At 41.8% G+C, this 21,140-nt stretch carries 14 protein-coding genes; 7 read left to right on the top strand and 7 right to left on the bottom strand.

Annotation, left to right across the window (positions count from 1 at the left end; translation table 11 throughout):
• Positions 1 to 7 precede the first annotated feature (7 nt).
• The 5 genes from NXV01_RS12335 (at position 8) to NXV01_RS12315 (ending at position 8,472) form a co-directional block, all read left to right on the top strand.
• The gene (locus NXV01_RS12335) at positions 8 to 1,624 is read left to right on the top strand and encodes a sulfatase (RefSeq protein ID WP_259022574.1); all 1,617 of its coding nucleotides are present in this window, start codon (positions 8 to 10) and stop codon (positions 1,622 to 1,624) included.
• A 165-nt stretch (positions 1,625 to 1,789) separates the two neighbouring features.
• Entirely contained in the window at positions 1,790 to 3,418 is a 1,629-nt protein-coding gene (locus NXV01_RS12330) for a Tat pathway signal sequence (protein ID WP_167511734.1), read from the top strand.
• A gap of 45 nt (positions 3,419 to 3,463) precedes the next feature.
• A complete protein-coding gene (locus tag NXV01_RS12325; RefSeq protein ID WP_195650156.1) occupies positions 3,464 to 4,405 on the top strand; it encodes an ROK family protein in 942 nt (313 codons plus the stop codon).
• Between the two features lie 142 nt (positions 4,406 to 4,547).
• Positions 4,548 to 5,816 carry a sugar MFS transporter gene (locus tag NXV01_RS12320; RefSeq protein ID WP_259022573.1) on the top strand — a complete coding sequence of 423 codons (1,269 nt, stop codon included), beginning with the start codon at positions 4,548 to 4,550 and terminating at the stop codon, positions 5,814 to 5,816.
• Positions 5,817 to 5,850: 34 nt separating this feature from the next.
• Positions 5,851 to 8,472 carry a DUF4962 domain-containing protein gene (locus NXV01_RS12315; RefSeq protein WP_259022572.1) on the top strand — a complete coding sequence of 874 codons (2,622 nt, stop codon included), beginning with the start codon at positions 5,851 to 5,853 and terminating at the stop codon, positions 8,470 to 8,472.
• 81 nt (positions 8,473 to 8,553) lie between these two features.
• On the opposite strand, the gene NXV01_RS12310 is transcribed toward NXV01_RS12315, so the two are convergent.
• The 6 genes from NXV01_RS12310 to NXV01_RS12285 all read right to left on the bottom strand — a co-directional run bounded on the left by NXV01_RS12310 (position 8,554) and on the right by NXV01_RS12285 (position 15,767).
• Positions 8,554 to 9,066 carry a RagB/SusD family nutrient uptake outer membrane protein gene (locus NXV01_RS12310; protein WP_259022571.1) on the bottom strand — a complete coding sequence of 171 codons (513 nt, stop codon included), beginning with the start codon at positions 9,064 to 9,066 and terminating at the stop codon, positions 8,554 to 8,556.
• 17 nt (positions 9,067 to 9,083) lie between these two features.
• The gene (gene tnpC, locus NXV01_RS12305; protein ID WP_259022514.1) at positions 9,084 to 10,673 is read right to left on the bottom strand and encodes an IS66 family transposase; all 1,590 of its coding nucleotides are present in this window, start codon (positions 10,671 to 10,673) and stop codon (positions 9,084 to 9,086) included.
• A 73-nt stretch (positions 10,674 to 10,746) separates the two neighbouring features.
• Positions 10,747 to 11,115: an IS66 family insertion sequence element accessory protein TnpB gene (gene tnpB, locus NXV01_RS12300; RefSeq protein ID WP_195650752.1), complete on the bottom strand. Its 369-nt coding sequence runs from the start codon at positions 11,113 to 11,115 to the stop codon at positions 10,747 to 10,749.
• Positions 11,099 to 11,431, bottom strand: coding sequence for an IS66 family insertion sequence element accessory protein TnpA (tnpA, locus tag NXV01_RS12295; RefSeq protein WP_217723764.1), 333 nt, complete (start codon positions 11,429 to 11,431; stop codon positions 11,099 to 11,101). Before tnpA ends, tnpB begins: the two co-directional genes overlap by 17 nt.
• Before the next feature lie 78 nt (positions 11,432 to 11,509).
• On the bottom strand, positions 11,510 to 12,607 hold the full coding sequence (locus tag NXV01_RS12290; protein ID WP_259022570.1) for a RagB/SusD family nutrient uptake outer membrane protein: 1,098 nt from the start codon (positions 12,605 to 12,607) through the stop codon (positions 11,510 to 11,512).
• Between the two features lie 13 nt (positions 12,608 to 12,620).
• Positions 12,621 to 15,767, bottom strand: coding sequence for a TonB-dependent receptor (locus NXV01_RS12285; protein WP_229128670.1), 3,147 nt, complete (start codon positions 15,765 to 15,767; stop codon positions 12,621 to 12,623).
• Positions 15,768 to 16,498: 731 nt separating this feature from the next.
• Between NXV01_RS12285 and nfo the strand changes: the two genes are divergently transcribed.
• Together nfo and NXV01_RS12275 are read left to right on the top strand one after the other, a co-directional pair.
• Complete coding sequence (gene nfo / locus NXV01_RS12280; RefSeq protein WP_217722961.1) at positions 16,499 to 17,332, top strand: deoxyribonuclease IV; 834 nt, start codon at positions 16,499 to 16,501, stop codon at positions 17,330 to 17,332.
• A 184-nt stretch (positions 17,333 to 17,516) separates the two neighbouring features.
• On the top strand, positions 17,517 to 19,469 hold the full coding sequence (locus tag NXV01_RS12275; RefSeq protein ID WP_259022565.1) for an LruC domain-containing protein: 1,953 nt from the start codon (positions 17,517 to 17,519) through the stop codon (positions 19,467 to 19,469).
• 87 nt (positions 19,470 to 19,556) lie between these two features.
• Here NXV01_RS12275 and NXV01_RS12270 read toward each other — a convergent pair whose 3' ends face one another.
• Positions 19,557 to 21,128, bottom strand: coding sequence for a ClC family H(+)/Cl(-) exchange transporter (locus NXV01_RS12270; RefSeq protein ID WP_148364549.1), 1,572 nt, complete (start codon positions 21,126 to 21,128; stop codon positions 19,557 to 19,559).
• Positions 21,129 to 21,140 lie beyond the last annotated feature (12 nt).

Here is a 21,140-nt window from a genome sequence, read left to right as displayed (position 1 = left end):
CATCATTATGGAAAACTATTACACCTCCTCTACCCTACTCCTCCCATTGGCAGCATTAAACCTCGTTTCTTGCAACAGCCAAAAGAAAGAAGAAGTCAGACAACCGAACATTATCTTCATGATGACGGATGATCACACCACTCAAGCGATGTCCTGTTATGGAGGAAATCTAATCCAAACTCCTAATATGGACCGGATTGCCAACGAAGGTATTCGCTTTGATAATTGTTACGCAGTCAATGCTCTTTCGGGACCTTCACGCGCTTGCATCCTCACCGGCAAGTTCAGTCACGAGAATGGTTTTACCGATAATGCAAGTACATTCAACGGCGATCAGCAGACATTCCCCAAACTTCTTCAGCAAGCCGGATACCAGACTGCCATGATCGGCAAATGGCACCTCATCAGCGAACCGCAAGGTTTCGACCATTGGAGTATCCTTAGCGGTCAACATGAGCAAGGCGACTATTACGATCCTGATTTCTGGGAGGACGGAAAACATATCATAGAAAAAGGATACGCTACGGATATTATTACCGACAAAGCAATTAAATTCCTCGAAGGACGTGACAAGAACAAGCCTTTCTGCATGATGTATCACCAGAAAGCCCCACACCGTAACTGGATGCCTGCTCCCCGTCATTTGGGTATATTCAACAATACCACTTTCCCGGAACCGGCTAATCTGTTCGACGACTACGAAGGTCGTGGAAGAGCTGCTCGTGAGCAGGATATGTCTATCGAACACACGTTGACAAACGACTGGGATCTCAAATTGATGACCCGTGAAGAGATGCTGAAAGATACAACCAACCGTCTTTATAGTGTATATAAACGTATGCCTGTTGAAGTTCAGGATAAATGGGATTCTGTATACGCCGGGCGCATTGCCGAATACCGCAAAGGTGACTTGAAAGGCAAATCTTTAATCAGCTGGAAATATCAACAATATATGCGCGATTATCTGGCTACGGTTCTGGCAGTAGACGAAAATATCGGCCGACTATTGAATTATCTCGAAAAGATTGGTGAACTGGACAATACAATCATTGTATACACCTCCGACCAAGGTTTCTTCCTTGGCGAACATGGCTGGTTTGACAAACGCTTCATGTATGAAGAATGTCAGCGTATGCCTCTTATCATCCGTTACCCGAAAGCAATCAAAGCAGGAAGTACCAGTAATGCAATCAGTATGAATGTAGACTTTGCTCCTACCTTCCTAGACTTTGCCGGAGTAGATATTCCGTCAGATATTCAAGGAGCTTCTTTGAAACCGATATTGGTCAACGAAGGAAAAACCCCGGCCGACTGGCGTAAAGCAGCTTATTACCACTACTACGAATATCCTGCAGAACACTCTGTAAAACGTCACTATGGTATCCGTACACAAGATTTCAAGTTGATTCATTTCTACAATGATATTGACGAATGGGAAATGTATGACATGAAAGCTGATCCGAGAGAGATGAACAACGTCTTCGGCAAACCGGAGTATGCTAAAGTACAAGAAGAGCTGATAGAGCTGCTTCAGGATACTCAAAAACAGTACAAAGATACTGACCCGGATGAAAAGGAAAAAGTCCTCTTTAAAGGTGATCGTCGGCAAATGCAAAACCGCTAAGAAGAGGACATATCAATAAGAATTAATATGCTTCATAATTAGTTTACATAATAAATTTAGGCACGGATTACACGGATGAACGCTGTTGTTTTACCTCATCATCATTCTAAAAACCGTGAAATCCGTGTAATCCGTGCCTCATAACCGAATAAATTAGATAAAACCATGGATAGAAGAAAGTTTTTAAAAAACACAGGCTGGTCTTTCCTCGGATTGGCAGCTTCAGGCAGTTTACTGGGTTCTTGCGCAGCTGGAAGCAAAGAAGCAAAAAAAATTATGCCGTCAGCCAGTAACCTCAAAATGTACTGGGGCGACTTACACAACCATTGCAACATCACATATGGACACGGCGACATGCGCGACGCTTTTGAAGCTGCAAAAGCACAATTGGATTTTGTCAGTGTCACTCCTCATGCTATGTGGCCGGATATTCCCGGAGCAGATGATCCCCGCCTGAAATGGGTGATCGATTACCACACGGGAGCTTTCAAACGTTTGCGTGAAGGCGGTTATGAGAAGTACGTAAAAATGACGAATGAATACAATAAAGAAGGTGAATTCCTTACTTTTGTCGGATACGAAGCCCACAGCATGGAACATGGTGACCATGTTGCATTGAATTATGATCTTGACGCACCGCTTGTGGAATGTACTTCTATCGAAGACTGGAAACAGAAGGCAAAAGGCCACAAAGTATTTATCACTCCGCATCACATGGGTTATCAGGGTGGCTATCGTGGTTACAACTGGAAATGCTTTACCGAAGGAGATATTACCCCATTCGTAGAAATGTATTCCCGCCACGGTCTGGCAGAAAGCGACCAGGGAGACTATCCTTATTTACACGATATGGGTCCGCGCCAATGGGAAGGAACCATTCAATATGGTCTTGAATTAGGTAACAAATTCGGTATTATGGCTTCTACCGACCAACATTCCGGTTATCCGGGAAGCTATGGCGACGGTCGTATCGGTGTCATGGCTCCGTCATTGACTCGCGACGCTATTTGGGAAGCTCTCCGCACCCGCCACGTATGTGCCGCAACCGGTGATAAAATTATTATTGACTTCCGCCTCAACGACGCTTTCATGGGTGACGTAGTTCGCGGTAACAGCCGCCGTATCTATCTGAACGTCACAGGTGAAAGCTGTATCGACTACGTGGATATTGTCAAGAATGGACAGATTTTAGCTCGCATGAACGGCCCTCTGACTCCGATTGCTCCGGAAGGTGATACGGTACGTTGCAAAGTTAAAGTTGATTTTGGTTGGAATCGTGAAGAGAAATACGTACATTGGCAGGGCAAACTGTCAGTAGACAAAGGACAGATCCATAGTGTAACTCCTTGTTTCCGTGGCGCAGCGTTCACTTCTCCGCAAGAAGGTGAAACTGAATTCCACACGCATGTCAACCGTATTGTATCCGTTGGCGACAAGGAAACGGAATTGGATATGTACAGCAGCAAGAATCCGAATACAACTACAGCAGCCATGCAAGCCGTCATTCTGGATGTGGAAATGCCCAAAGACGGCAAGATCATTGCCGAATTCAATGGCAAGAAGTTTGAACATACATTGGGCGAATTGCTCGAAGGTTCACGCTCACACTTCATGATCGGTTGGTTGAGTGAGGCAATCCTCTTCAATCGTGCTATGCCGGAAAGCTGCTTCACTTTGGAACACTACATGGAAGATAAAGAGCCGCAGCGTGATACGGATTACTACTATGTACGCGTTCGCCAACGTGACGGACAATGGGCTTGGAGTTCACCGATTTGGGCAGAGAGAGTGTGATTTTTTTAAGTATTAAGTATTATGTATTAAGTATTACTTGGTGATATGGAAAAAGAATACGCTATAGGAATTGACCTTGGCGGAACTTCTGTAAAATACGCCCTAATTGATAATGAAGGCGTATTTTACTTTCAAGGGAAGTTACCGTCGAAAGCCGATGTATCAGCAGAAGCTGTCATCGGACAGTTGGTTACTGCTATCAATGAGGTAAAAGCTTTTGCACAAGAACAAGGCTACAAAATCAATGGTATAGGAATTGGTACACCAGGCATCGTAGATTCTACAAACCGTATTGTTCTAGGAGGTGCGGAAAACATCAACGGTTGGGAAAACATACATCTGGCAGACCGTATTGAAAAGGAAACCGGACTCCCGGCTTTATTGGGAAATGATGCTAATCTGATGGGATTAGGAGAAACAATGTATGGAGCCGGACAGGGAGCCACTCATGTTGTTTTCCTAACAGTAGGAACAGGCATTGGCGGTGCAGTAGTCATTGATGGCAAATTGTTCAACGGTTATGCCAACCGGGGGACAGAACTGGGGCACGTGCCTCTCATTGCCAATGGCGAACCTTGTGCCTGTGGTTCCGTCGGCTGTCTGGAACATTATGCTTCCACTTCTGCTTTGGTACGCCGTTTCAATCAACGGATAATAGACGCAGGTATCTCCTACCCGGATGAAGAGATTAATGGAGAACTGATCGTCCGCCTTTACAAACAAGGAGATAAGATTGCACAACTATCGCTGGAAGAACACTGCGATTTTCTGGGACACGGAATTGCAGGGTTTATCAATATCTTCAGCCCTCAAAAGATTGTGATCGGTGGAGGACTTTCCGAAGCCGGAGACTTTTATATTCAAAAAGTAAGTGAAAAAGCCCGCAGTTACGCTATTCCCGACTGCGCCGTGAATACTCAAATCATAGCTGCCGCTCTTGGAAACAAGGCCGGAAGTATTGGAGCTGCTTCACTCTTTTTCAAATGAAAACAAAAATAAATGATAGTTGATAGTTGATAAATGATAGTTAGTAAATGAAAGTTATTCCAACATACAAATACTCAATCATCATTAATTATCAACTTCCATCTATCAGTTATCATTTATCAACTATCAACTATTTAAGATTATGAGAAAAAATTTAGGAATGCTGGCGCTGATTATGGCGTTCTGGTTTACCATCTCGTTTATCACCAATATTCTAGGTCCACTCATTCCGGATATTATCCACAACTTCAATCTAAGCGACCTGGCAATGGCGGGATTTATCCCGACTTCTTTCTTCCTGGCCTATGCCATCATGTCTATCCCTGCCGGATTGCTCATTGACCGTTTCGGTGAAAAGCCGGTATTATTCGGTGGGTTTCTGATGCCGTTCATCGGTACCATCTTGTTTGCCTGCATGCACACGTATCCAATGTTATTAGCTTCTTCTTTCATCATCGGGTTAGGAATGGCCATGTTACAAACGGTATTGAATCCACTCCAACGTACCGTAGGAGGAGAAGAAAACTATGCATTTATCGCCGAACTGGCGCAATTTATGTTTGGCATTGCTTCTTTCCTAAGTCCTCTGGTATATACTTATCTGATTCGCGAACTTAATCCGGCGACATATACAGCAGGTAAGGGTTTCTTTATCGACTTGTTGGCCGATGTCACTCCACGGGAAATGCCGTGGGTATCTCTTTATTGGGTATTTACAATCCTGCTATTGGTCATGCTGATTGCTGTCGGTGTATCCCGTTTTCCCAAAATCGAGTTGAAAGAAGACGAGAAAAGCGGATCTAAAGATTCATATCTGGCTTTATTCAAACAGAAATATGTATGGCTGTTTTTCCCGGGAATCTTCTGCTATGTAAGCACGGAACAAGGAACTTCAATCTTTATGAGTACCTTCCTGGAACAATACCATGGAGTTAACCCGCAAACAGACGGTGCACAAGCCGTGAGCTATTTTTGGGGATTGATGACAGCCGGTTGTCTGGTAGGCATGATCCTACTCAAGTTGATTGACAGCAAACGATTGTTACAGATTTCCGGAATTCTGACGATCATTCTATTATTATCAGCATTGTTCGGAAGTAAAGAAGTATCTATGCTTGCTTTCCCAGCTGTTGGCTTCAGTATCTCCATGATGTATTCCATCGTATTCTCATTAGCACTGAACTCTGCGTCACAGCACCACGGTTCATTCGCAGGTATACTATGCTCGGCAATTGTAGGTGGTGCCGGTGGTCCGATGATTGTAAGTACGCTGGCAGATGCAACATCACTTCGCACGGGTATGCTCTTTATCCTTGTTTTCGTAGGATATATCACCTTTATTGGTTTCTGGGCACGTCCACTGATTAATAACAAGACTATTCGTCTGAAAGATTTGTTCAAACAACGCTGAACAACAAAGCGATGAATAATAAAAGCAAAGTTATATGATGAAACAACGAATATCTATTTTCCTCTTATTCACCCTTTTGCTATTCGCCAACGGGTATGCACAAAAAGGAATCATGCATCTGACTCAACAGACCTTGATGCATGAAGTCCGCGAAACGCCTTCGCCCCTGGACGGACAGCATATTACCGTCAATCCTCCGCGTTTTATGTGGCCGGATAAGTTCCCGCACCTCGGTGCCGTATTGGACGGAGTTGAAGAAGAGGACTACAAACCGGAAGTAACCTACCGCATCCGTATTGCACGCGACCCCGAATTCAAATCGGAAGTGATTACCGCCGAAAGAAAATGGGCCTTTTTCAACCCATTCAAACTCTTTGAAAAAGGGAAATGGTATTGGCAACATGCCTACGTTGACAAAGAAGGAAAAGAAGAATGGTCACCTGTTTATCATTTTTATATAGACGAACACATACGTACATTCAGCCCTCCTTCTCTACAGGAAGTATTAGCCAAATTACCCCAAACCCATCCCCGCATCTTGCTTGATACCGAAGATTGGGATAATATCATCGAACGGAATAAAAACAATCCGGAGGCACAGGCTTATATCCGAAAAGCCGATAAATGCCTGAACCACCCGCTGAAACATCTGGAAGAAGAAATTGATACAACCCAGGTTGTCAAGCTGACAAACATTGTTCAATATCGTTCTGCCCTGATTCGGGAAAGTCGTAAGATTATAGACCGTGAAGAAGCAAATATCGAAGCCATGGTACGCGCTTACCTGCTAACGAAAGACGAGGTATACTACAAAGAAGGTATAAAGCGGCTTTCCGAAATTCTTTCCTGGAAAAACAGTAAATACTTTGCCGGAGATTTCAATCGTTCTACTATTCTGTCCATGAGTACTTCAGCGTATGATGCATGGTACAATCTGTTGACTCCGGATGAGAGAAAACTACTTCTAAGAACGATTCGTGACAATGGAAAGAAGTTCTATCATGAATATGTCAATCACTTGGAAAACCGCATTGCTGATAATCATGTCTGGCAAATGACTTTCCGTATCTTGAATATGGCGGCATTTGCTACGTATGGTGAGCTACCGATGGCTTCCACCTGGGTGGATTATTGCTACAATGAATGGGTATCCCGTCTTCCGGGCCTCAACGCTGACGGAGGATGGCACAATGGTGATTCCTATTTCCAGGTTAATCTTCGCACATTGATTGAAGTTCCCGCTTTCTACTCCCGTATCAGCGGATTCGATTTCTTCGCTGATCCGTGGTATAACAACAATGCATTTTACGTCATCTACCAGCAGCCTCCATTCTCAAAATCTGCCGGACAAGGCAATTCACACGAGAGCAAGATGAAGCCGAACGGTACACGAGTAGGTTATGCGGATGCCTTGGCACGTGAATGTAATAATCCGTGGGCGGCCGCTTATGTACGTACTATTCTGCAAAAAGAACCGGATATTATGGAAAAGACTTTCCTCGGAAAATCCGGAGATTTGACCTGGTATCGTTGTACAACCAAGAAAACTCTCCCCAAAGAAGGACATACTCTTGCCGAGCTACCCATGGCGAAAGTATTCAATGAAACAGGAATCGGTACGATGAATACTTCTTTGGGAGATATAGACAGGAATGCCATGTTATCGTTCCGCTCCAGTTCTTATGGTTCCACTTCCCATGCACTAGCCAATCAGAATGCTTTCAATACATTCTATGGGGGTAAAGCCATTTTTTACAGCAGCGGACATCGTACTGGTTTTACGGACGATCATTGTATGTATTCTTACCGTAACACCCGTGCACACAACAGTATTTTGGTAAATGGAATGACTCAAAAGATTGGAACAGAAGGATATGGCTGGATTCCGCGTTGGTATGAAGGAGAAAAAATCGCTTATATGGTAGGAGATGCTTCCAATGCTTATGGCAAAGTGACTTCTCCCCTATGGCTGAAACGTGGCGAACTATCCGGTACGCAATATACGCCTGAAAAAGGATGGGATGAGAATAAATTGGATATGTTCCGCCGTCATATCATCCAATTGGGAACTACCGGAATTTTCGTGATTTATGATGAGCTGGAAGGAAAAGAAGCCGTAACATGGAGTTACCTTTTACATACTGTAGAATTACCGATGGAAATACTGGAACTGACCAATGAAGTGAAAGTAACCGGAAGAAATAAAGCCGGTGGTATCTCTGTTGCTCATCTTTTCAGTTCGGCAAAAACGGAACAGGCAATGGTAGATACTTTCTTCTGTGCTCCGACCAACTGGAAAAATGTAACGAATGCACAAGGAAAAGCGGTGAAATATCCTAATCACTGGCATTTCTCTTCTACAACAGTTCCTTGCAAAACCGCCCGTTTCTTAACGGTTATGGATATACATGGAAATAATCGCCCGGATATGCAGTTAGTTCGCAAAGGCAATACCATTCAAGTAGGTGACTGGACTATCACTTGCAACCTTACGGAAAAAGGAAAAGCCGCTATTCACGTTAGTAATAAAGTGGAAAAAGTTTCCTTAAACTATGATGCAGGTAAAAAGGAAGGTGCGACGACTGTTATTGACCAAGTAAAAGGGAAACAAGTTAGTAAAGTGCTGACAGACTATTTGCCTGATTTTGAAATTTAATCAATGCTCTTTATATCAAAATCAGCCCCTTCTTTTTTGATTATCAAAAGAAGAAGGGACTGGTTTTATAGTTATACGGATTTATAAATCATAAATAGACAATCTCGGATATTTCGAATAAAGTCCGGTATTCTGCAACTCTTCCTTTTCAGGAATGCGGAACAGATAATATTTACTATTCGGAACAAAAGGAGTATTATCCGGTAAACTAATAATAGTATGTCCCTTAACCGATATTTCTTTGCCACCCACAGTAATCTTTCCATCATATTCCTTACGTTCCACTGATTGTTGGTTACGGATAAGGTCAGTCAAAGCAAAACCTTCACCCCACAATTCTTTACGACGCTCTTTCCATATTTCCTGTATCAACGCATCACCGGTTTCCGTAACTGCATGCGCAGTTTTACCTTCCTTCATACGGGCATTACGCAAAGTCTGTAACAACTGTTGTGCTTCACCCTCTTTACCTGCTAAATGAGCAGCCGCTTCAGCTTTAATCAAATACATCTCCGAAGTACGCATCAATAGTAAGCATCCGATAAAGTACACTATAAAAAAATGGCTGTATCTCCTTTCCTGGTAAGCAGCCATCTATCGTTGTATCTCCATCATTCTTTATTCTTTTCCTTCCATTTGTGTGGCAACATTTGTAACAGTTCCTCATAATTTGCCTTCTGCATATATGGTATTCTTGCTATAACGTCATTCAGATAAGTGCGCGGATTTACTTTATGCGCTTTGCACGTAGCCAGTAACGAACAGACGACACTCATGCTGACGGCCGCCTGATGGTCTCCACAGAACAAGTAGTTCTTTCTACCCAATGTGATTGGTCGGATGGCATTTTCCGCCAGATTGTTATCAATATGGATACGTCCATCCTGCAGATACCTCATCATATTCTCCCAGCGGGTATAGGCATAGGTTATCGCCTTTCCGGTCAGGCTGTTTGGGCTGTATTTTATCCCTTCTGTTTCCATCCATAGCTTCAAGGCATCCATAATAGGTCCGGCAAGTTCCTGACGTTTTCCCATTCGTTCATTTTCTGTAAGCTGCTTCTGGTCACAGTCATGTTCTATGCGATATAGAAGCTGTATTTCTTTTAAGGCATGTTCCGCCATCTGCCTGTTTTCAGCAAGTGCCTGCTCAAAATACCTGCGTATATGAGCCATGCAGTTAACAAGGCGCACATTCGGGTTGACCTTGAAAGCCGATTCGTAACCCTCAAAGCCGTCACATTGGAAATAACCCTTGAAGTCTTTAGCCAGTTGCCCTATCACCGTACCTGACCGTGATCCTTTGTCATAATGGAAAAGCACCAGTCGTTCGACTACCGCCCTGACCATCCACAAGTATTCCTTGTTGGTCTGATGTCCTGCCTTGTCCAGTACAGGTACGGTCGTTTCATCCCCCTGTATGTAGTCGGATTTCATGATTTCCTGCCTGAGTACCTCGTAAAGTGGCTTGAGAAGTTCAACCGCAGGCTTGAACCATCCGTCTATGGTACTTTCACTAGCTTTGAAGCCCAGGTGATGCAACTGTTTCACCTGGCGGTAGAAGGGAAGATGATACTCATATTTCTGCAGGAGTATCTCCGCCAAAAGTGTAGGTCCCGCTATTCCTTTGTATATAGGCAACAGCGGCATGGCGGCTATCTCCACTCCTTTTCTGCCGACCGGTGGAAGTGAAGTGTTGTCTTTAAGGGCATATTTGGGCCGTACAATCTCCTTTATATAAAGTTGTCCGGGCTTATGTTCCACCACACGGGTCACTTCCTCACCAATCTTCCTGTACAGTTCCAGGTCAATGTCTTCCGGCTCGATGATTACCCTTTCAAGTACGGGAAGACCTTCCATTATCCTGCGGTTATTCCGTTCCCGTTTCTTGCTCTCCACCGTTTCTTTTGTGATTGTCTGCACCGCTACTTCACGCGCTTTTTCCAGTTCAGCCGCGTTATCAGGAAGAAAGTCACCGAACAGGTCAGGCTGGTTGGAATCAAGAGACGGGAGTTTCTCTGACTTGTGACCGAAAAGCTGGCGGTTCAGCCATGCGACTTGAGCCGTCAGCTCATTGAGACGGTTCTGTAAGGATTCATTCTGCCGGGTAAGCCTGATAATGGTCTCAGCCTGGGATGCGTTCACCTGCTGCAGGGACTGCAGCATTGAGTTCATCTGTGAAAGCATCTCTTCCTGAGTCATAATCCGTTTCTTTTAATTACACTATAAATGTACAAAATATATCCCGGACAGACAAGGAATACGACATCTATTTTTATACAGTATATACATTTCGTTCCGCCCTCAGACGTCTCAAACGCTGCCCGGGAGATTCACGGATTCCTTCCACCATAATGACAAGATCGCGCCATTCCATCGGATAGCTGCACGATTTCTCGTCATATTCGGGAATCTTGAAATGACCGGCTTCAAGGCGCTTGACATACATCACCAGACCGCCATCCTCGGCATGGAGAAGCTTCATCAATTTACGGCTGCTGCCAATGAAGATGAATACATCACCGTTCCTGACACTGCAGCCCATACGCTCGTGTACCACACCGCAGAGAGAACTGATACCCTTGCGCATATCAGTCCTGCCGGGGCAGAGAAAATACCGCATCGTATCATTCAGGCAGAACATGGCAACAGGCGTATTGGTTAATCAAACGGGAAGCGGCCTCTTCCATACCGGCACCCAAATGGGCACGGACGCCATTAGGAAACAACAGGGTCATTCCGGAAACAGAAGAGGAGGAAGCAATACAGGGGGACGTCAGGCTGATGGGGGCTAAGACTGATTGGGGAGCAGATGTCTCGTGATCAGGAACACTGGAAGATTTACGTTTCCAATAATTGTACGTGGAGTAACTGACATGTTCACGTTGCAGAAATTTCAGAAGACTCAGACCGCTTAAACGATGCAGTTCCTGTAAAGAGGTAAATTGTTCTTTTGTCATAATGAAAATATGTTAGAAGTTCATGCAATATTGCACAGGCAAAGGTGCTATGAAAATATGACAGAGAAAACGGGTACTTTATCGGATGCTTACCATCAATACTAAATCCGCCAACATATTGTCGAGGTCTTTAAATATGAATTTCTTATTCAACATAGCCCAGTCTCCATAAGCCGTCTGTCCCCAATCGAATAAATCCTTACGGTAGTCACCATCTTCAAACTCTTCCTTGAAATAAGGATCGGCATTGAGGTTTGTATAACCATCGGATGTGCAATCCTTGAAATAAAACAGATAACAGGGCATATTATCGTCAATTGTACATGACAATCCCCACATCCACTCTTTATTGGTATAATCATTAAAGCCACTCTTATATTCATTCTCATTCATTAAATAAGAATTGATAGCTAAAGCATCCGTCGCATAATCATACGCCTTCTGCCAGCTACGAGCATATAGATGAGTACGTGCCAGCAAGCCCAATGCAACAGAATAATCAATCTGATACTGGGCATTCGCATCATTCCCATGTGAATAGTTTTCAGGAATAAACAACAAGGCATCTTCCAAATCACTCAGAGCTTGAGCAAAAACTTCTGATACACTAGAAGCAGGTTTTCCTGTCAAAGCTACTTCGTTATCTGTTGGTTCAGTATATATTGGAGCGCAAACAGCATTCGGATCTTTGTCGATGGCAAAAGAATAATGTGTAGCCAAAATCATATATGCGTACCCACGTGTAGCCAATGCCTGTCCTTTGATCCTGGCCTTATCTTCTTTAGTTCCCGCCACATCGTCTATATACTTCAATATGCCGTTACAATTATTAATCGGATCATACATCAAATCCCAAAGCACGCCATTATACTCGCCGCGTGAATATCCGTTTGTCAGGTTATAACTGCCGGAGAAACCATAGCTTCTTGTTCTGACAGCGTCTGAACCGGCAAAATCGTCATTCAACATTATGGAACCCATACCAATAGATGCATAAGTGGAGCCCGTATTAAAGATATAGTTCCATGCGCCCCTCAACACACGTTCCGCATTCTTCGTATCTTTATATACATTCGGAGCATCCAATGAAGTGGTAGGAGTAGTATCTAAATCACATGACACCACTGCACATACCATCAAAATAAGTCCACATACATTTTTAAGTTTTATCTTCATTGTTGTATTCATTTTAAAGTTTTACATTGATACCAAATGAAATTGTCTTCATAGCCGGATAACGGAAAGAAGCCATACCACTGACCGGCTGTTCCGGATCAAGTCCCTGCTGCTTACTGAATGTCAGCATATTTTCACCTTGCACAAATACGCTTGCATCTTTCAAAGTCAGTGGGTGCAACCATTTCTTCGGTAAGTTATAGTTGAGTGTTATTGTTTTTAAACGAAGGAAAGAACGATCTACCAGCCAACGTGTAGACGAGGAAGTAAACTTGCTTGTACCATCCTGTGTCAACCGGGGAATATTTGTATTTGTATTTTCTGGTGTCCAACGGTTCAAGAGTTCTTTACTCATACTATCTCCATTACCACCGTTTACTCTCATCAGCATCGTTATATCATTATTATAGATTTTTCCACCGATACCATAAGAGAACAACATAGATAATGACAGATCTTTCCATGTAAGATCTGACTGGAAACCTCCACTTAATTTCGGCAAAGAGCTACCAGCTTTTACCTTCTTATCAGAAGTCAGAGCCGAATAGTCATCTGTTAAATGCCTCATGCCGTCAGCATCATAATAAGCCCATTGCGCACTTCCGGTTTCGGGATCTACACCACCCCATTCATACAACCAAAAGTCATACAATGAACCACCCTGTACCCATTTCTTACTACCTTGCCACATTACTTCCGTGGGCAACTGCACTATTTTATTTTTATAAGTCGTCATATTAACCGACAACCGCCATGTCCAGTCACGAGTCAATACAGGTGTAGCATTTACAGTAAATTCCCAACCGTAGTTTTTCAATTTTCCAATATTGGCATCAATAGAACTAAAACCGGAAGAAAGTACTAAATCACGGCTGAACAGCAAATCTTTGGACGCACGGTTAAAGTATTCAATCGTACCATTGATGCGGTTATTCAAAAAACCGAAGTCCAAACCGACATTAAAGTTCAAGTTCGTTTCCCACGACAAATCAGGAGTTGCCAGACGAGAAGCGTGAAGAGTAGTCTCACCCAAGAAGCTACCGATACCGTATAATTCTTGATACGCATAATAACCCACATTATCATTTCCCTGAGCACCATAACTGGCACGAATACTTAGGTTTGACAGCCATTTGTCAGCAACACCTTTCATAAAAGACTCCTGATGAATTTTCCAGGAAGCCCCAAACGACCAAAATGTTCCCCAACGATTGTCGGGATGAAAACGTGATGATCCATCAGTACGCATGGACGCCGATAAGAAATAACGCTGATTGAAAGCATATTCGGCACTTCCGAAATAACTAAGTAATTTATACTGATCGCTATTTCCACTGAAACCTGTCAATGTAGAAGCTGCGTCCGGTTCAAAAAAGCCATCAGTAATGACACCGGAACGTGATCCTCCGAAGTTGGAAGTATTGTACTCATAATATTCTTGACCTGCCATCAAACGAATATTGTGGAGTTCTTTGAATTTATGCTCCCAATTTACCACATTATTGAATGTCATACCTGTAGTCCGATAATTGCGCTTACTAACCGAACCTACCAAAGGTTCTTTTCCATAAGTGGGATTAGTATAATCATGCGAAAATTTACTGTTGTAATCTATGCTCAAAGACATCTTATAGGATAATCCCTTAATCGGAGCAATCTGCAAATATCCGCGTACCGAAGCCGCATCCCTCTTTATCTCATTCTTGTCATAGGGCATAGATTGAACAAAATTATAACCGCGGTAAGAACTCTTGCGATAATTTCCGTAATCATAGATTTTATTTCCATCGTCACCGAGCAAATACTCACCGGTATCGGGATTCCGCTCGTAAACCGGATAGAATGAAGGTAATGAACGTGCAGCCAATACAATATTACCGATTGCAGTATCATCCTGCTTCGGATAATCCTGAATAGAATGGGTACCCGAAACGTTCAAACCCACCTGTAACCAGTCACGCAGATCGGAAGTGATATTAGAACGCAATGTATAACGCTTGAAGCCAGAACAGATATATGCCCCTTGATCGTCCAGATACCCCAACGAGAAGTAATATTTCGTATTCTTACTTCCACCTGAAATTCGAGCACTTAAATCCGTATAGTGTGCGTCTTGCGTTAAAGCATCCTCCCAACTGTCGTCCCACAATGGTGTAGCTCCTGCCACCAATTTACCATCTACCCCAACCGGCTGGACATATTTGCTTCCATAAGGATTAATGCCAATAGCAGATATTAACTCGGATGAAGATCGCTGTGCAGCATCTTCTGCCGAATGACCATCGTTTATATATTTATTACGCATAGCTTCCCATTGCAACATAAAATAATCATTGGTACTTAACTGGTCATAATCTCTTACCGCACGACTTGAAAAACCGAATTTAGCAGACAACTCGATAACCGGAGCAGACTCGACTCCCTGTTTGGTGGTAATCATGATTACACCGTTTGCAGCACGCGATCCATACAACGTAGCAGCCGCAGCATCTTTCAACACAGTAATAGAAGCAATATCCTGTGAAGAAATGGAAGACAAAGCACCGTCGTAGGGAACGCCATCCACTACGTAAAGCGGAGTGGTAGATGCATTGGCCGAACCAATACCACGGATATAGATACTAGCATCTTCTCCGGGTTGTCCACTCGTTGAGAATGATTGTAAACCTGCCACACTTCCTTGTAATGCTTTTGAGACACTACTTACTTGTGATGACGCAATCAACTTTTTATCAACAACTCCGGCCGAACCGGTAAATGTAGATTTCTTAACAGTTCCGTAAGGCACAGTAATGATTACTTCATCAACAGCCAAAGAAGTTTCTTTCATCTCCACATTGATTGTAGTACGCCCTTTTACCGGAACCTCCATTGTTTCACAACCAATATACGAAAAGATAAGAGTTCCTTTACTATCCACTTTCAATGAATAATTGCCATTAACTGAGGTTACTGTGCCCTGCTGTCCATTGCTACCTTTCACAACAATAGTCACACCTGCCATTTCCTCTCCATGAGTAGAAACTTTTCCTCGTACAGTGACATCCTGCGCGTAGCTAGCCATACATAGGAAAAGAGCACATAAACAGCCGATACTTTTAATAAAGGCTACATTCAAATAAGAAAACAAAGAATTGGGAGCATGATAATTCATTTGCATGTTATTTATGGCTTATAGCCTCCCCGGATTGAGCAGTAAATAAAAAAAGGCATGGGAGTCTGTACTTCTGCTTATCCCGAACTCAGGCTCTCGCATTGCCCATCTACAAGGATAAGCAACACAGCTAGCCCACGCCAAGACGAGATATACAGAACATTATGCAAAGCACAATGTTTGATAACACATCCTTAGTGAACGCTTCCGTTGCCTTATCTTCTTGTAGATTTCAAATTTGCGAGATTTGAGTTCAGAAGATAACGTTTGGTAAACGCCTTTCTTAAATAAAAAAAACACCCCACCGCCCCCTCCGGAGCTAGCTGGATATCGCAAATATAGAAAGTTAAATTAAGAACTACAAACTTTATTTCACTTTTTTCCTTTCTATGAGCGTTTTGAACTAAATTCATAGTTACAAGGATTAATCTAACGCAATACTATTTTTAGTAACTCTTCTTGGAACTGCTATTTTCTTCATTCCTATGAATTTACGTTCAACAGTTGTGGAACGTAAACTAGAATGCAGTTCAAAGTATTATTAGTAAAAAACAGGAAGTTAAATACTGCATTAAGACAGCTTACCTCTTACTAACTATTGGAAGCTACCATTTAGTTCATCTCCACTCCTATTAAAACATTTTTGGTGCAGTCGACCTACCCTAATTATTTTTTCAAACATTAGTTCTTCCAAAAATGTTATATTTGCAAATTGGAATCAGATTAAAAAACAAAATATGAAATATATCGGAGCACACGTTAGCGCATCCGGTGGCGTTGAATTCGCCCCCATTAATGCGCGCGAAATAGGAGCAAATGCTTTTGCATTATTCACCAAGAATCAACGTCAATGGGTAAGTAAACCTTTAACGAAAGAAAGTATCAACCTCTTTAAAGAGAATTGTGAGAAGTACGGTTTCCAACCGGAATATATCCTGCCACATGACAGTTATCTTATAAATCTGGGGCATCCGGAGGAAGAGGGACTTCAAAAAAGCCGTGCCGCTTTTCTGGACGAAATGAAACGTTGCGAACAGCTTGGTTTGAAACTTCTAAATTTTCATCCTGGTAGCTCTCTCAATAAAATATCAACAGAAGATTGCCTGTCGCTTATTGCAGAAAGCATCAATCTTGCTTTAGAAAAAACAAACGGAGTGACAGCCGTTATTGAAAACACAGCCGGACAAGGTAGTAATTTAGGAAGCGAGTTCTGGCAACTGAAATATATCATCGACCGGGTAAACGATAAGAGCCGGGTAGGTGTTTGCCTCGATACTTGTCATACTTATACTGCAGGTTACGACATTGTCAATGAATATGATAAAGTTTTTGATGAATTTAACAAAGAAGTGGGATTCAACTACCTCCGCGGTATGCACTTGAATGATTCTAAAAAAGCATTAGGTACCCATGTTGACCGCCACGACAGCATTGGTGAAGGATTGATTGGCAGAGCTTTTTTTGAAAGATTGATGCAAGATTCCAGATTTGATAATATTCCGTTAATACTCGAAACCCCAGATGAAAATAAATGGAAAGAAGAAATTGCATGGCTAAGAAGTATGGAATAATGAGACAAAAAGAATGGAAAATACAAGTTATAGAACATATTTTTGAAAATTATTCAACTTTTCTATGATTGTATTGAATAATATATATATCTTTGCACCCGTAAGCTTTTGAACTTTAAAGAGCTTACGGGTTTCTTTTAAAACAAAACGAACTAAATTATTGCATAAACAAAAAACAACACATATGAAGAAATTTTGGTTAGCATGTACAGTGATTATTGCAATGGGTGTAAGCAGCTGTGTAGACAGTGATAAAGACTTATACCAAGAAGCTCCAGGAGCAGAAATTAACCCCTCTAACTTTTCTACTATACAAAAAGTACAAGTAGAAATTGACTATTCTAATTCTGAATCAAGAGTTCCTTTCTCCATTTATGATGGAAATCCATTGATTGAAAGTGAAAACACTACTATTCTAAAAGAAAATGTTCAGCCATTAGATGGTGCATGGACAGATGAACAAGGCAAATTCACTACAACAATAGAATTGCCGGCTTATGTATCTAATGTGTATATCGTTTCTACATCACCTTTTGCCAGACAGGCAATACCCGGAAAAATAGTTAACGGTGTTTTAAAGGTATCAGACACAGATGAACAGCCTACGACTAGAGCGTCTTATAAAGAATCAACAAAATTTGATGGAAATCGGTTTAATAATCTAGGATGGAATACTAATCTCGGCTCATTTGATAAACGTAGTGGGGTTATTGATTATGCTTATAAAGGTAACGATCCTAAACTCACTTTGAGTAAATCTGAAATGAATGAATTGCGTACTACTGTAAATAAAGTATTAAATACATTAGGAAGTTGTCCAGAGGGATTTCGCACTCCTGCCGATTTATATGTTGAAAAAGACGAAACAGCCGTAGTTCTAACCGCATTAAAAGGATGGACCTGTTGGAACAGTTCATTAGGCTACTACTATTACCGACTTGACCAAGCTCCTGCTAGCCTGAAAGATGCAAAGGTATATGCTATATTCCCAAACACTCAAATGACTTGGAATAACGGAAGCCTTCAAGCTTCTCCACAAGGCGTAAAAGAAGGCACTGCTGTACAGCTAAAATATTTTGATGATCCTGAACATCCGGAAGGGACAAATTTCCCCAAAGGATATAGCATCGGTTTTGTTCTAGCATGTAACGCATGGAACACCTATTTTACAGGCTTCAATAGCTATACCCAAACCGCAGGATTTTATGCTAGCTCCACCAAAGAATTTAGCACTAAAGTGAATAGCAATATAGATGTACGTACGGCTATGTTTAAAGATAAAAACAACAACATTGCTATCGCTTTTGAAGATTTCATGGATGACCAGAACTTTACAGATGTTGTGTTCTCCTTAAAAGCCAATCCTGAAATCACCAATGTTCCTCCTGTAGATGAAGATTTAAATACAACCATCGAAAAGACAGGTGTATACGCATTTGAAGATGAATGGCCTAAAGCTGGTGATTACGATATGAATGACGTATTGGTTCAGTATACTTATCAAAAAGTTTTCAATATATATAATGAAATTTTAAGCGAATCATTTACGCTTAAAACTTTATATAATAAATCGACTGTATTTACTAACGGATTAGGTTTCACTCTTTCAAATGAGGGAAACGCACAGTCAACTGAATACTTTATTAGAAAAGAAAATGAAAAGGACTTTACTGTAGCTTCGGGAGCTGACAAATTTACTCGTGAAAGTAATGCAATCATATTGACTGATAACGTCAAAACAAACCCGAATGCCGAATATAAAGTAACATTCAAATACGGAGATAAAAACTCAAATAAGAAACAGGAAACATCAATCGATGCATTCATTTATCGTCCTAGCAAAGAAGGTAATCGCCTGGAAGTTCATAGTCCAATGCAAAAACCGACTTCTAAAGTAGATACTTCCCTCTTCGGACAATATGACGACCGTTCAAAACCTAACGAAGGTATTTACTATGTATCGGATCAAGAGAATATTTATCCTTTTGCATTCTACCTGTCAAATGCCAATGTAAATGATATTGCAGAATTAAAAAACTTCGATAAAAACGAGAAAAAACCTATCAGTGAAATCTATCCTAAATTTATAGACTGGGCTAAATATGGTACAAACCCCGATTGGTATAAGAAAAAATAAGTATTTAATATACTGAAAGAATAGCTGGAAGAATCTCTCTTTCAGCTATTTTTATATATCAAGGACCAGAATCTAAAGATGAAATACTTAATAAATATTCGCCATACTTACTAAAGGTTCATACAATTTTTCTATATCCTGTGAGTCCATTTCTATTTGAACCTGATCGCCAGGCATTAATTTCTGCCCCTTGGGAGGCCAGTTCTTACGATCACGATGTATATTAATGATCATACAACGTTCTGGCAAACGAAGTTCGTCCACCATCTTTCCATCCAAATAGGAGCCACTCATTACTTCTACAGATAGTGTATAACGGGGTTCTTCCGTAAATGCCGGTGAATGAATCATATCGTCATACAAAATAACATTAAACGGCTTGATCTGAAGCATTTCCGTAAAGTAATAAGTTAATCCCCCTACAACAATGGAAGGATAAAAGACTTCCAAATGCCCTGTAATCTCGGTTATTAGTACAATAGCTGTCAAAGGGGTACGGATTACTGCTACAAGGAATGCAGACATACAAATCAACATGATATAGCTGATATTTTCATAAGCAATAACACCTTGTTGAACCATAATCAATCCTACTATTTGTCCAAGAAGTCCTCCCGTCACCAGTGTCGGGATAAAACTTCCTCCCGGTAAACCCGAAGAAAAAGAAAAAGTGCTAAAAACAAAATGCAATAACATCATGCCAACAATCCAGAGGATATGTGTGTCCGGATGCATAGCTTGTGATAACAAGAACTGTTCGCCTCCTCCGGTCAGATTAAACTCGGCCATAGAAATTAGAAAAGCTATAAAAAGCAAATACAGCATCTTCACGTATTCCGGATGCTTAATGCCAGGGTAAATACGTTTCACCTGAAGAGTGGTGACAGAAAAGAACTTTCCAAAAACAGAAACGACTGCTGCCAACAAAAGAAACAATTTCACTTGTCCCCAGAAAGTCATTCCCGGTACAATAGCATCAATATGAAAATAAGGATTAATCGGGAAAATCCAACTGGCAACTCCACCTGCCACTACTCCTGCCAGAAGTGTGGTAATAGCTGTTTTAGGTGCATCGAACCGCTCGATAGATTCGATCACCAACAATGACGAAGCCAATGGGGCAGCAAAAGCTGCCGCTAACCCGGCACCGGCACCAGCGGACAATAACTGTTTCCGTTCACCGCTAAGCACCCTCCCCCATTTGGATACCAGATATCCTACATACGAACCTATTTGTACAGAGGGACCTTCACGCCCCAAAGACAATCCGGTACTTAATGCAAGTATTCCCCCTACAAACTTTGCCACCAATTCCAGAAAAGGATGTTTATAATCAACCCTGCCATTGATAACTCCACGTGTTTGCGGAATACCCCCACCGGTAATAAGCGGCATTTTCTTTACCAACCAGGATACGAATACAAGTATTCCCCACATCAAAAGAAAAAGAGGTATGTACCAATACCACTTAGGACGAGAATCAAAGAAATCGTGACGGAGATTAAAGAAAAACTGTAATAGGTAATGATAAGGCACAGCTACAAGTCCTGTCAGTAATCCTACGAAGATACTGACAAAGTACAGTCGGGCATCAATCAACTTCAGTTTAAAAATACGCCAACGACCTTTATCTTTTATCTTTTTTATCAGTCGAAACATTCAGCCAGCCTT

Source organism: Bacteroides sp. BFG-606, assembly GCF_024788145.1.
Classification (GTDB): Bacteria; Bacteroidota; Bacteroidia; order Bacteroidales; family Bacteroidaceae; genus Bacteroides; species Bacteroides vicugnae.
This window is presented reverse-complemented; position numbering and strand designations above follow the sequence as displayed.

Coding starts and splice junctions, on each gene's coding strand:
- NXV01_RS12335 (WP_259022574.1), top strand. CDS start 8: ATGGAAAACTATTACACCTCCTCTACCCTACTCCTCCCATTGGCAGCA.
- NXV01_RS12330 (WP_167511734.1), top strand. CDS start 1,790: ATGGATAGAAGAAAGTTTTTAAAAAACACAGGCTGGTCTTTCCTCGGA.
- NXV01_RS12325 (WP_195650156.1), top strand. CDS start 3,464: ATGGAAAAAGAATACGCTATAGGAATTGACCTTGGCGGAACTTCTGTA.
- NXV01_RS12320 (WP_259022573.1), top strand. CDS start 4,548: ATGAGAAAAAATTTAGGAATGCTGGCGCTGATTATGGCGTTCTGGTTT.
- NXV01_RS12315 (WP_259022572.1), top strand. CDS start 5,851: ATGATGAAACAACGAATATCTATTTTCCTCTTATTCACCCTTTTGCTA.
- NXV01_RS12310 (WP_259022571.1), bottom strand. CDS start 9,066: ATGGCTGCTTACCAGGAAAGGAGATACAGCCATTTTTTTATAGTGTAC.
- tnpC (WP_259022514.1), bottom strand. CDS start 10,673: ATGACTCAGGAAGAGATGCTTTCACAGATGAACTCAATGCTGCAGTCC.
- tnpB (WP_195650752.1), bottom strand. CDS start 11,115: ATGTTCTGCCTGAATGATACGATGCGGTATTTTCTCTGCCCCGGCAGG.
- tnpA (WP_217723764.1), bottom strand. CDS start 11,431: ATGACAAAAGAACAATTTACCTCTTTACAGGAACTGCATCGTTTAAGC.
- NXV01_RS12290 (WP_259022570.1), bottom strand. CDS start 12,607: ATGAAGATAAAACTTAAAAATGTATGTGGACTTATTTTGATGGTATGT.
- NXV01_RS12285 (WP_229128670.1), bottom strand. CDS start 15,767: ATGCAAATGAATTATCATGCTCCCAATTCTTTGTTTTCTTATTTGAAT.
- nfo (WP_217722961.1), top strand. CDS start 16,499: ATGAAATATATCGGAGCACACGTTAGCGCATCCGGTGGCGTTGAATTC.
- NXV01_RS12275 (WP_259022565.1), top strand. CDS start 17,517: ATGAAGAAATTTTGGTTAGCATGTACAGTGATTATTGCAATGGGTGTA.
- NXV01_RS12270 (WP_148364549.1), bottom strand. CDS start 21,128: ATGTTTCGACTGATAAAAAAGATAAAAGATAAAGGTCGTTGGCGTATT.